Raw genomic sequence first — 12880 nt, 5'->3', positions numbered from 1 at the left:
GGTTCATCTCCGGACCACCCTCCGCGGGCGCAGGCCTGGCCTGCGCCTCCAGAGCGCCTGTTGCGCAGCGTAATAGCCGAACCAACGGGCCTCAGGTGAAGATGATCTCGCCGCCGGCAGCCAGTTCGTAGAAATCCCCCACCGTGAGGACTTTCTCCATCTGGGGCACAAAATCGTCCGCCTTGAGGTGGAACATGTCGACCGTCGCCTTGCAGGCGTAGAGGTGACCGCCCGCATCGCTGATCATCTCGATGAACTCGCCGATCGGCGGGATGTCCAGCTTGTCCATCTCCTTGTTCATCATGTGGGTCGCGAAAGCCGACATCCCCGGTATCAGGCCGAGAATGGTCGGCAGAGGCATCCCGGTCGCCGACGGCACCCGCATGGCGGGATTGCCCACCGTGGCAATGCGGATCTTGTCCTGAAAGTTCTTCATCACGGCGTAGAGGCCGAAGAAGGTGAAGAAGAGGTTGGCCTCGATGCCCTCCATCCGGGCCCCGTTGGCCATGATCAGGCCCGGGTAGATCCCGTCGAGTGATCCTTTGGATACGATGATGGATACTTTGGTGATCTTGTCGGCGGTCTTGGTCGGAGCGGTCATGATGAAATCCTCTCTATGGTCTACGGGTCGGTAGAGATGGTTCAGGGAATCAGATGCAGCCCTGGGGCTTCTTGATCCCCGCGATCCGGGCGGCCTTCTTGGCGGGTCCCCCCGGGAAAAGTTCGTAGAGTTCCTTGGTCGGAACCCCGCTCTCCTTGGTCAGACGGCGAATTGAGGGTCCCGTGCCCTTCTCCTGGAACTCCTTGCGCATGAACTTAATGACCGCCATGTGCCGGTCGGTCAGCGCCGCGATGCCTTCCTCGGCGGCGAGAACCGCCGCCACCGATTCGTCCCACTGGGTGTGGTCCGTCATGAAGTTGTCGTCGTCGAAATCGATTTCTTTGCCTGCAATTGTCTTGGTTGCCATGGGTGTCAGTGTCTTGGGATTGAGGGTTGAGGGATTGTCCGAGGTTCAGCCGACCGCATCCTTCCCAGAGGAACTCAGGGTCGGGTGTTCACTAAGATTGCGCATGAAGGTCATGAGGAAACCGAGAGCCCGGCGCATTTCCGGACGATTGATCTCCCGGAAGGCCTTCCAGAGGGAAATCTCCTCGACGGAGTCAAAATCAAGCTTCCGGTAGACGACCATCGCGTTGTTGATCGACTGGAGCATCTCGGGCTGGGTCAGCCCCTTGACCGTCTCGAGGATCGCGACCACGTTGTCGGCCAGGAGGCGGACGTCTTCCACCGAGTAGGTCGTCACCACCCGGTCGGCCACGTTGAAGAGCTCACGGATGAACTCAAAATAGCCCTTGCGGTCGAGTTCATCCAGTCGGTTCAAGAGATCATTGAAGAGTTCCTTGCCCAGAGGGGTCGCATCGCGGGTGAAATCCATCGCGCTTTCCACCTGGGTGGTCAGCGTCGCCACGTTGCGGGTATTGCGGAGAAGCTTGCGGGCGAGGTGAACGAAGTCGCCGCTGTGAACAAACGGAGCGACCTCTTCCATCTCCTCGATCGCGGTCTGGAAAACGTCCCTGGCCACCCGGGTCAGGTCCTCCTTGAGATCCTCGAGTTCGAGCCGGTAGCGCCGGAGCGCTTCCATCTCTCCGGAGATCAGGTCGAGCTTCCGGTCCAGAACGGCCAATTGCTCACTGAGTTTCGCGTCGTCCATGATCAGACCCGCTTTCCAGCCATCGACATATGGGACTCGATCGGCAGTTCGGCCCCACGCAGGAGAAGGTTCCAGTAAACCCACCGGAACATCATCTTACCGTAGTGGTTCATCTTGGTTTCCTCAAGCAGCGAGAAGGGCCCCACGCCCGGCAGGGGAAATTTCCCGGGCAGGGGCTCCGTGTCGTAGTTGAAGTCGATCAACAGGCCCTTTCCGAATCCGGACTCGATGAAGCAGTTGGCATGACCGTCGAAATGCGCCCGCAGGGGCCGTCCATCCATCGTTGCCAGAATGTTCTCGAAAAGGATGTCGGCCTGGAAATGCGCGACCGATCCGGCCTTGGAACTGGGCAGATCGGTGGCATCTCCCAGCGCGAAGACATTCTCATACTTGATCGAGCGCAGGGTCTGCTTGTCCGTCGGCACGAAATTCAGCTCGTCACCCATCCCCGAGCGCTCGATCAGATCGTCGCCCTTGTTCGTCGGCACTGTGACGAGGACGTCGTAGGCGATTTCGCGCTCGTCCCAGGAAACGATTTTCTTCGCCCCCGCCTCGACCCGGCCGACTGCATAATCGGGAGTCAGGTGGATATTCTTGCGGTCCAGAAAATCGCCCAACAGCTGGGAGGCTTTCGGCTTGGTGAAGGCACCCGGCAGCGGGGTCACATACTCGATCTCCACCTTGTCGCGGATGCCCTGCTCAGTGAAGAACCAGTCCGCCAGAAACGCGAACTCCAGCGGGGCCACCGGGCACTTGATCGGCATCTCGACCACGTTGATGACCAGGCGACCGCCTTCCCATGACTTGAAGAACCGGGCGAGGGCGCTCGCCCCTTCCAGGGTGTAGAAATCGAAGATCGACTTATGCCATTGCTCACCGAGCATCCCTTCGGTTTCCGCCGGGCTGATATGGGCACCGGTGGCGAGGATGAGCAGATCATAGCCGACCACCCGCCCCCCGGCCAGTTTGATCCGGTTCTGGTCCGGTTCGATCACCTCGACGTCTTCATAGATGACCTCGACTCCCGGAGGCAGGTAGTCTCCCTTCGGCTTGATCACATCACGCGGGTTGTAGATCCCGAAGGGGATGAAGAGATAACCCGGCTGGTAATGGTGCTCCTTGGACTTGTCGACGACCGTGATCTGCCACTGGGCCGGATCAAGCACCGGCACCAGCTTGTTGGCCATGATGGTCCCCGCGGTTCCGCCTCCGAGGATGAGTAGCTTCTTCATTTCCGGTCGTCCTTTCTTGTTCCTGGTGCCCCCTACTTGCCGAAGCGGTAGCTGTACATAAACTGGAAGTTCAGCTGACTGTGATCGATCGTCACGTTGTAGCCGCTCGTATCGGTCGTGTTCAGGCCGTAAACCACCGAGAAATCGATGCTCGAACTTGCATTCCAGGCATACCCGATGCCGCCCGTGATGTGGGATTGCACGATGGCCGGGAAGAGACAGTTCAGATACTGGCTGGGGACCGGATCCGACCCGTAGTTGTAGCCCGCCCGGACCGTCCACTGGTCGGTGATCTTGAAGGCGCCGCCAAGGGCGAAGACAGTCTGGTCACTCCAGTCCTGGTAAAGCTGGGCATTGAGGTCCTGCCCGGCGAGTTGTCCATTCGAGGCGTCATCCGAAGAGACAAAGCGCATATTGAAATTGTCCATGACACTCGACCAGAAGACCTGTTTGAGATCGAGCGCGAGCAGGATCCTGGGGGTCGGGCGATAGGCCACGCCACCGGCCAGCATGGAAGGCCACTCGAAATCGATCACCGAAATCTCACCGTTCAGGGTCTGGGGGAACTTGCCCATCCCCGGGATATCCAGCTGGAAACTGACCTGGCCATTCGACGTATCGAGATCCGAGAGACTGGTCTTGGAATGATAGGTCAGGCCGAGGGTGAGATCGGACGACGCTTCGTAGACCACCCCGAGCTTGCCCGCCCAGCCATAACCCTTGGCCTCGCCGGTGAAATCGCTGCTGTTGGAAAAATCGAAGTAGGCATAGTCGACCGAGGTGCCAGGGGGCATTCCCTGGAGGATCTGGCCGAGGCTCTGCACCAGCGTGCCGCCGGCCCGCCCGAAGACCTGCTGGGTCGGATCGATCAGATCAAAGAACTGGGCGCCACCCATGGCCATCTTCAGATCCATCCCGGCCCAGACGAAATCGACCGAGGCCGCCAGGTGGAGCTTGTCGGTCACCTTCGTCGCAAACGGTACGATGGCCCGGCCGATCGACACCTCCGTGCGGTTCTCCAGCCCGAAGCCGAGCCCGCGCCAGGAATCCGGCAGGTATTCGCAACCCATTCCGCCCTGCCCGAAGACACCGAAGCCGAAAACCATGTCACCGGCCCGATGGGCATAACCCATGGCCGGCATCCAGAACGCGGTGCTCTGGGAATCCGCACTCTGGCCGATGATGTTGTTCGTCGCAGTGATGTCCGGTCCGAGCATCCCGATGGCCAGATCCAGGCGATTGGCCTCCTCCATGAGCGAGAGGGTGGCCGGATTGTTCATCACCGCCGCCGTCCCGTTGTCGAAGGCCAACGAAGCACCACCCATGGCGGTGGCTTGCGGGCCGTAACCCTCCAGGTTCATGCCATTGGTGGCGAAGGCCGTCGACGCCGAGGCGGCTGCAGCCAGTATGGTAAGGATGGGAAGGGTCTGTCGTGCTTTCATCAGATTCAAGGTCGGGGTTCGTTCTGTCTGAAATCCCATCATCGCATCGGATCCTGTGCATTTCTGCGCATATTTTGTAGAACCGCATGCATTAATTAAACTATATTTGCATTCATGAATATATTAGGATTGGTTATAGACTGATCCAGACCCGATACCCGCAAAAGGCACCTCTCGAGAAAGATCCGTTGCACCATCGGGCACGGAGCCTACTATGGTCCGTCTATGGAAAAGAGATGCATGGGTGCGACCGGGATGGAGGTCAGCGTTCTCGGGTTCGGAGGAGCCGAGATCGGTTTTCGTGCCGTCCCGCAGGACGAGGTCACCCCCCTCCTCAATTCCGCCCTCGATGCCGGCCTCAATGTCATCGACACCGCCGCCTGCTACGCCGACAGCGAAGAAAAGATCGGCCAGGCCGTCGGGCACCGGCGCGACGAATTCCTTCTTTTCACCAAATGCGGCCACGCGTCCGGACTCGAGGGCGAGGATTGGGATCCCGACCTGATCCTCCGCTCGGTCGAGCGAAGCCTCAAGAGGCTGAAGACCGACCGCGTCGATCTCGTCATGCTCCACAGCTGCGGGCGGGACATCCTTGAGCGCGGTGATGCCACCGCCGTCCTCCAGGACCTGCAGCGCAAGGGCCTGACCCGTTTCGTCGGCTACAGCGGGGATGGACAGGATGCCTACACCGCGGTGGCGAGCGGTCTCTTCGACGTCCTCGAGACCTCCGTGAACATCGCCGACCAGCAGGTTCTCGACCACGTCCTGCCGCTCGCCATGGAACGGGCCATGGGAGTCATCGCGAAGCGCCCGATCGCCAACGCCGCCTGGCAATACGCCTCGGAACGCGACGCCGATCCCTATGCCCGCCCGTATTTCCGGCGGCTGAAAGACCTCGATTACCCCTTCCTGACCGGCGACGTGGCCACCGGCGTCGATGTCGCCCTGCGCTTCACCCTCTCCACCCCGGGCGTTCACACCGCCATCGTCGGCACGACCAAGCCCGGTCGCTGGCAACAGAATGCGGCCATCGCAGCCCATCGACCCCTCGCTCCGGAACAGTATGAAGCGATCCGGGAGCGCTGGCGCGTGACCGCCGCCGACGACTGGGTCGGCCAGGTCTAGCGCGGTCAAAAGATCCGCGACGTTCAGAAGGAATCACGAGTTGTAGTGGCGGCAGTCCCTTGCCGCAAACCCACGTTGAAACGCCCCAGGAGACTGGGGCGGCTACACCCGACAACGGAACGAACAATAAATGCCGGCTATGAGCCGACGAATCGGCTCAACTCAGGACCGCTAGAAGCCGCCTCTCCATCATTTTTCAATTGCTGGCCCGAGGCCTGCTCCTACCTTGGGCAGACTATGGCGGCTGACTTGAAAAACGGACTGGGATTTGGCAACGAAAACCCGAGCGCACACGACGAGGCGCGACTTCGCGAATTCATCAATCTCAAACTGGCCGCACGCGGCGCGCCCATCTGGGGCCGGGCCGAGGACTACCCCTACCTTGAGCTTGGAGCCTCCCTCCTCGCCAATTTCCGCGAGAAGAACCGGATCCTGCGCGATTATCTCTGCCCGGCCGACCAGCGCATTCAGGAGTTCCTGCACCGCTACCTGGCCGATCTGGTGGAGCCCGACGAAATCCTCGTCCCCACCGGCACCATGGTCCTCGAACGCCACGGGCTCGCCCGGATCCTTTCCCTGCCGCCGGACAAGGACACCTTCCAGTCGCCGATTGTCGAATCCACCCGGGTCAAGCAGGGCGTGCTTCACAATCCGGCCAGCGACCGCCGGACGACCCAGGGAGTCTTTCACGTGACCGAGGGCGGCCTGCCCGTTCCGGCCGACAAGAAGGCCGTGCCCCGTCTCACCTTTCTCAACCTGCTGCGCCACGCCCTCCGGCCCCCGCAGGAGATTCTCGCCCTGCCCTTCACTTCCACCCAGGAAGACCAGGCCCACCTCTTCGCTTCGCTTCTGCTCCGGCCGGTGATCTGTCCGGAAGTTCCGGGATTCACCGAAGAGAAGTCCACCGAGATCCGCTTCTTCGCACCCGGCAATCTTGTCAGCAATCTGGATTTCGTCGAATCCATCTTCGGCAACGCCGGAGATCCCTTCCTGCCGGAAAACGATGCCGGCCTCGACCTCAGGCACTGGTCCGGCCAGACGGGATGCGTCATCCTCGCGCCTCATCTGGTTCGCCTGACCAAGAAGGAACTCGGACTGCCCCACCGCGACGATGCCACCGAACGCCAGATCCGCGACGGGATGTGCTGGAGTGACCCCGATGAGCGCTACAACGAAGGAGGCGCCTTCAAGGTGACCTGCCGGGACCAGAGCGGTGTCATGGTCACCCTCATCGCCGACAATTATTTCGGATACTGCAAGAAGGAGGTCAAAACCCAGATCAGTTACGCCGCCAACCTTTACGGTCTCTGCGAGGAGGAACACGCCGGAGGCGCCCTCGCCTTTCCCAGCTACGATCTGGGCGAGGAGTTCAGCCTGAGCGAATACCTGACCATCGTCGACCATACCTTTGAGGAGGCCGTGGAGCGCTGCAGGGATCTCATGGAGGTCCATCCCGAAGGCTACGCGACCGACCGGAACTACCCGGATATCGTCTACCTGCCGGCCGATGTCCGCTTCGGACTCGACACGCAGCGCATCACCTGGACCCGCCAGGGGGTCGAACACAGCTTGAAGCTCCTGCCCACCAGGACCTATGTCCTGCCCTCGGGCTACAAGGTGGCCATGGTCAAGCCCGCCGAGGGCCGACGTTGGCGCCTGATCGGAACGACCGCCGAGGGCACCTTCTGCCACAAGCCCTGCACGGTCTCCGGAGGTGGAAAATCCGAGATCTCCAAGTCCATCGCCGATGCCATGATCACCGGGCCGGTCATCGTCCGCGACATCAAACAGGACTTCGACCAGGTCGAGACCATCATCAACCGCGACTACCGCAACCGCTTCGCCGACCCGGAACGCAACCGGCCGGACGGACGGCCCATCCTCAGCCCGAAACGCTCCCTCGGTTCCGTGGTCAAGCTGCTGACTCCAAGCCCTGACTACACCGAGGACTACAACGATTGGCTCCGCGCCATCCCCGATACCATCCGGGACCTGGTGCTGCTCGTGAAGCGACTCTACAAGCCCGACTGGGAGGCCAACTGGGGTCGGCGTTTCATGGTCGACAGCATCAACGGGATGCCCGGCCATGAGCTCAAATACCGCAATCTGAAACTGGTCACCCAATACCTTCGGGTCGGTTTCCACCAGGACGGTTCGTGGCGGACCTTCCGCCTGCGCAAGGATTTCTTCCCGGCCTTCAAAATCCAGATGGAGGACGACATCTCCGCCTCCGTTGTCGTCCCGTCCCGGTTGATCAGCGGACTCCGGCCCGACCTCGACCGCGATGCCTGGAAATTCGTGACCAATTGCGAGTACCGCCTTTTCCAGCGTCCTGACGAGGCCATCCACCGCGGCTACGACAAGCAGACGGAGCAGGATTTTGCCCAGCCCGGCAACTTCTTCTCCAACTACCAGCCCATCAATCGCGAGGAAGCGGTCGAACTGGTGGAGGACGCCATCCGCTTCGACCAGTTCACGGAGCCCATGCAGCGCGTCATTCGCGAATTCGTCGCCGAAGAGAAGCCCGACTATGTGGCCAGCCCCGCCCATCCGCGACTGGTCGGCGGCAAACCCAGCAAGAACCCGCGCTACCTGCAGACCCGGCTTGACCTGCTCGATCCCCGTGGCACCTACCTCGCCCGCGTCGGCATCCGCCTCTACCGCCGCCTCACCAAGGACGACCCCATCTCCGCCCCGGTCAACGCCGTCCTTCCCGGCCGGCGAAACAACCCGCCCGACCACGCCAACGGGATCAAGGCCCTCGCCGTCTACAGTCCCATCCACTACCAGGAGCTTCCCGAGCTCTTCATGGACTTCGTGGCCAGCCTGACCGGGAAATCCCCTTCCACCACCGGAGCCGGCTCCGAGGGTGCCCTGACCAAGGGCCCTTTCAACGCCCTCCCGGCCATCATCGACCTCAACAACGCTCTGGTCTCTTACCTTGTCACCGGCTACGAAGGCTTCACCACCGGGGCCGGCTATATCGGACCCCATTGCCGGGTCGATCACGACATCAGCCTCCTCGTGCCCGAAGTCTGGTCCCGGATGACGGCCCGGGAGCGTTCAGCCGCCTACCTTATCCAGGAAGGCTGCCTGGAGCCCTGCCGCGATTTTGAACAACAGGGCCGGACCATTCTCGCCAGTCGCCTCGGTTACCGGATCACCGATACCTTCGTCAGGGCATTTTTCGGGCGGATCTTCAGCAATCCGGGCTGCGTCCTCCCGGAGGAGATGCTGCGACCCGAAATCCAGGATCTCGAGGTCTTCGTCGAGGGGATCGACAATATCGTCAACGCCCAGAAAAACGCCGCCCTCCTCTATCTTGAGGATGGCACGATCGAACTCGCCTGCCCGCCGCTCAAGGCCCTCCTGCACATCATGGCTGAAGGTCACTGGGAAGGAAAGAAAGTCGACGATCCCGCCGTCCGGGCCCTTTTCACCCGCGAGTCCCTTTACAACAGCGATTGGTACCAGAAGCGACTCGCGGCCCGGCAGGCGTTCGATCTCGAACAGGCCAACGGTTTCGTCCGGCGACTCGAGGCTTTCCGGAAGAACCGCATCTACCGGGAGTCGATCGAACGGATGGGAATCGATCAACTGCTGGAAGAGGCCCGCTCCCGGGTCGAGGACCACCAGACCTCCGATTACGCGGGGAAGATGGTCGGGACGATCGGCCTCGATCCGGCCACCCGCTGAGCACAGGGTCCGCGGCGGAACGGACGTCTTGGGGAGATGCCCCGGGTGGTGGCATGGCCTTACCCGATGAACCTTGACCGGGCGCTCTTGCGATCGCGCGGACCCCTGACGTCCTTTCTGTTTGCCTCGACCGAATCGAGTCCATTCGATGCCCCTCTCCCCGAAAATTTAACATGATTGTAACCCTATTCGAAATCCTGGGCAGCCTCGGCGTCTTCCTCTTCGGTATGAAGGTGATGAGCGAGGGAATCCAAAAGGTCTCAGGAGATCGACTCCGCGGCCTCATGCGGTCGATGACCCAGAACCGGTTCGCGGGTATCACCACCGGGCTTCTCATCACCAGCCTGGTCCAGTCCTCCTCGGCCACCACGGTGATGATCGTCAGCTTCGTCAACGCCCAGCTGATCACCCTGACCGAGTCGATCGGCCTCATCATGGGGGCCAATCTCGGGACGACCACCACCTTCTGGATCGTCTCCTACCTCGGTTTCAAGTTCAGCCTGACCTCGATCGCCCTGCCCATCATCGGCGTCGGACTGCCCATGATTTTCTTCAGGAAGTCGCAGGTCCGCAACACCGGCGAAGTCTTCATCGGCTTCGGTCTTCTCTTTCTCGGCCTCCTCTTCCTCAAGGACGCCGTCCCCGATATCCGCAACAACCCGGAGGTCCTTTCCTTCCTCCAGCACTACACCGGCCGGGGCATCTTCTCAGTCCTTTTCTTTTTCATCATCGGGACCGTCCTGACGGTGGTCGTCCAATCCTCCTCCGTCGCCGGCGCCATCACCCTGACCCTCGCCTACAAGGGTTGGATCGACTTCCCGAGCGCCGCCGCCATCATTCTCGGTGAAAACGTCGGCACCACCATCACCGCCAACCTCGCCGCCATCGGCACCAGCCTCCCCGCCCGCCAGGCCGCCCGCGCCCACTTCCTCTTCAATATCGTGGGCGTCCTCTGGATGCTCGTCCTTTTCAATCCGTTCATTCACTTCGTTGATTGGATCCTGCCGGGAACAGCGTCCGATCCGACCTTGATTCCGATCCGGATGGCGCTCTTCCATTCGCTCTTCAACTTCTGCAATATCTGCCTCGTGGTCGGCTTCGTGCCGCAATTCGCCGCATTGGTCCAGCGGTTCGTCCGCGACCGCGGGAAGCCCGGACGCCCCTCCGAGCGGGCCGCTCACCTCGGTGGCTTCATCCCGGAAACCGGGGAACTCAACCTCGCCGAGTCCGAGATGGAGGTCCAGAAGATGGCCGCGCTGACCCAGACCATGTTCCAGGGCTTCGTTGAGCTTTTCGAAAACCCCGACAAGGACCTGGGGCAGAAATTCAAGGAAATGCGCGCCCTGGAGGAACAGAGCGACAAGATGGCCGTGGAGCTGACCAACGACCTCCTCCACTGCACGACTGGAAATATCGGCGATCGCAGCCTCGCCGAGGTCAGCGTCCTCCTGCGCCTCGTGGCCGAATTCGAGGATATCTGCGACTGCTGCTACCGACTTGCCCTGTCCGCCCGGCGCGACTACCGGAAACGCTACGACCTCCCGGCCGAAGCCCGGGCCGAGATTTCCACCATGGCCAAGGCGGTCATCCAGTTCATGGAGTTTTACCGCAACGCCCTCAAGCGGGACATCACGGCAGCCGACATGGAGATCGCCTATCAGCTCGAGGGCATGATCGACCAGTCACGCAAGCAGCTCCGCAAGACCTCCATCCGCCGCATGCAGGAGGCGACCCAAGTCAAGGGCGAGGTCCTCTACATCGATGTGATCAACAATATGGAGAAGATCGGCAACCACGCGCTCAACATCCTCCAGACCCTCCGCCAGAGACGGTAAAAGGCGCGGTCAGGGCAAAGTTGAGCCGATGCCCAAGCTTCGATTATTCGTTTCTTTATCAGGTGTCGCCGCCCCAGTCTCTTGGGGCGTTTCAGTGTGGATTTGCGGCAAGAGACTGCCGCCACTACACTTCGTGATCCCTCGCGAACAGTCTTCAGTGCGGTCTATTCCGCGTTGACTCCTTCCGAGCCGGTCTCCTGTCAATCCGTCTTCCGGTAGAAATTTGTCACCCGGCAGGCGCACAGTTCGCGGCCGGTCTCAAGATGGCCGATCATCACCTCGTGAACGATCAGGTTGACCGACCGGCGGAGAACCCTCGCCTTCGCCACCAGGGTGCCGTCCCGGACGGAACGCAGGTGGCTCCCGTTGATCTCTACCCCGACCGGCTGCCGCTCACGCAGATCGATCCCGATGCAGGCCTGGAGACTCGCCGCCGACTCGGCCAGGAACAGGCTGATCCCGCCATGGAGAAGACCCGCCGGCTGCAGAAAGTCCCGTCGTATCGGCATTTCCAGGACAAGGGTATCCTCGCCGGCCTCCTTCAGGACCAGGCCGAAGGCTTCCAGGGCCGTCCCCGCCCACATGGCGCGGAGGTCCTCCGCCGTCTTTGGTTTGAGGGGAAACCCAGCGTCTTCAATCGAGAATTCCACCCCGCCCATCGTGCAGATTGCCCGCAGAATGACCAGCGCGGATCCCGCCTCCTCCCTTCATCGGCAACCTTCCGCCAAAACGCCCTTGCACCGGATCCGCCACCCCGGTGAAATCCAGGCGTGAAACAGAACAACCTCGGAAAAAGCGCTCTCAAGGTGACGGAAATCGGATTCGGCTGCTGGGCCATCGGCGGCGGCGCCAATTGGGGGGAGCAGGAGGACCGCGATTCCTGCGAAGCCGTTCAGGCCGCCCTCGACTGCGGCATCACCTTCTTCGATACCGCCGAAGTCTACGGCCGGGGCAAGTCGGAACAGGTCCTCGCCCAGGGTCTGGGCAATCGGCGCGACGAGGCCTTCATTGCGACCAAGGTCTCACCCGGCCATTTCGAACCCGCCCTGCTCCGGGAGGCCTGCGAACGCTCGCTCACCAATCTCAAGACCGACCGGATCGATTTCTATCAGATGCATTGGCCCGCCACCACCTTTCCAGTCGGAGCAGCCGTTGCCACCCTCGAGCAGCTCGTGTCCGAGGGCAAGATCCGTGACTATGGCGTGTCCAATTTCGGTCCCTCGCAACTGGCCGATTACCTGGCCGCCGGTGGCCGCGCCACCACCAATCAGATTGCCTACAGCCTGCTCTTCCGGGCCACCGAATACGAGGTCATCCCCGCTTCGCAAAAGGCCGGCCTGGGCATCCTCGCCTATTCGCCCTTTCTCCAGGGCCTGTTGACCGGCAAAGTCCGCTCCCTCGAAGACGTTCCCGTGGGAAGACAATCGATACGGCACTACTCGTCGACCAATGGCAACGCCCGCCACGGCGAGGCGGGACATGAGGCCCTCACCTTCGAGACGGTCGAGCGCATCCGCACCATCTGCGAGGAAATCAACCGCCCGATGGGCGACGTCGCCATCCGCTGGCTCCTCGACCGCGGACAGGTCACCTCTGTTCTGGTGGGCGGACGCAACGGGAGCCAGGTCCGCCGAAACGCCGCAGCCGCCGCCGACCCTCTGGGCGAAGATGTCCTGAGCGCGCTCGATGCCGCCTCCGAGCCGCTCAAAGAGGCCATGGGCCGCAATCCGGACCTCTGGCAGAGCGAATCCCGCACCCGCTGACAAAGGTGTCCTGTAGTCGCCTCACTCTGTTGAGGCGCCCCCGCGTCCACTTACCCGCTTGCCTCACCTCGGCAC

General features: G+C 61.6%; 10 protein-coding genes. 4 read left to right on the top strand and 6 right to left on the bottom strand.

Features of this window, described 5'->3' with window-relative positions:
* Positions 1–91 precede the first annotated feature (91 nt).
* The 5 genes from R3F07_02535 to R3F07_02515 are packed head-to-tail and all read right to left on the bottom strand — an operon-like array spanning position 92 to position 4386.
* Positions 92–601 carry a DsrE/DsrF/DrsH-like family protein gene (locus R3F07_02535; GenBank protein MEZ5275242.1) on the bottom strand — a complete coding sequence of 170 codons (510 nt, stop codon included), beginning with the start codon at positions 599–601 and terminating at the stop codon, positions 92–94.
* A 49-nt stretch (positions 602–650) separates the two neighbouring features.
* On the bottom strand, positions 651–968 hold the full coding sequence (locus R3F07_02530; protein ID MEZ5275241.1) for a TusE/DsrC/DsvC family sulfur relay protein: 318 nt from the start codon (positions 966–968) through the stop codon (positions 651–653).
* Between the two features lie 45 nt (positions 969–1013).
* Positions 1014–1712 carry a DUF1641 domain-containing protein gene (locus tag R3F07_02525; protein MEZ5275240.1) on the bottom strand — a complete coding sequence of 233 codons (699 nt, stop codon included), beginning with the start codon at positions 1710–1712 and terminating at the stop codon, positions 1014–1016.
* Positions 1713–1714: 2 nt separating this feature from the next.
* On the bottom strand, positions 1715–2944 hold the full coding sequence (locus tag R3F07_02520) for an FAD/NAD(P)-binding oxidoreductase (protein ID MEZ5275239.1): 1230 nt from the start codon (positions 2942–2944) through the stop codon (positions 1715–1717).
* A 32-nt stretch (positions 2945–2976) separates the two neighbouring features.
* Complete coding sequence (locus R3F07_02515) at positions 2977–4386, bottom strand: outer membrane protein transport protein (GenBank protein ID MEZ5275238.1); 1410 nt, start codon at positions 4384–4386, stop codon at positions 2977–2979.
* 225 nt (positions 4387–4611) lie between these two features.
* Here R3F07_02515 and R3F07_02510 point away from each other — a divergent pair, with 225 nt between their 5' ends.
* The 3 genes from R3F07_02510 to R3F07_02500 all read left to right on the top strand — a co-directional run bounded on the left by R3F07_02510 (position 4612) and on the right by R3F07_02500 (position 11042).
* Positions 4612–5511: an aldo/keto reductase gene (locus R3F07_02510; protein MEZ5275237.1), complete on the top strand. Its 900-nt coding sequence runs from the start codon at positions 4612–4614 to the stop codon at positions 5509–5511.
* Positions 5512–5760: 249 nt separating this feature from the next.
* Positions 5761–9207: a hypothetical protein gene (locus R3F07_02505; GenBank protein MEZ5275236.1), complete on the top strand. Its 3447-nt coding sequence runs from the start codon at positions 5761–5763 to the stop codon at positions 9205–9207.
* A 173-nt stretch (positions 9208–9380) separates the two neighbouring features.
* Entirely contained in the window at positions 9381–11042 is a 1662-nt protein-coding gene (locus R3F07_02500) for a Na/Pi cotransporter family protein (protein MEZ5275235.1), read from the top strand.
* Positions 11043–11242: 200 nt separating this feature from the next.
* On the opposite strand, the gene R3F07_02495 is transcribed toward R3F07_02500, so the two are convergent.
* Complete coding sequence (locus R3F07_02495) at positions 11243–11701, bottom strand: hotdog fold thioesterase (GenBank protein ID MEZ5275234.1); 459 nt, start codon at positions 11699–11701, stop codon at positions 11243–11245.
* A 111-nt stretch (positions 11702–11812) separates the two neighbouring features.
* On the opposite strand from R3F07_02495, the gene R3F07_02490 reads away from it, so the two are divergent.
* Complete coding sequence (locus tag R3F07_02490) at positions 11813–12805, top strand: aldo/keto reductase (GenBank protein MEZ5275233.1); 993 nt, start codon at positions 11813–11815, stop codon at positions 12803–12805.
* Positions 12806–12880: the final 75 nt, after the last annotated feature.

It is taken from the genome of Opitutaceae bacterium, assembly GCA_041395105.1.
Taxonomy (GTDB): domain Bacteria; phylum Verrucomicrobiota; class Verrucomicrobiia; order Opitutales; family Opitutaceae; genus B12-G4.
This window is presented reverse-complemented; position numbering and strand designations above follow the sequence as displayed.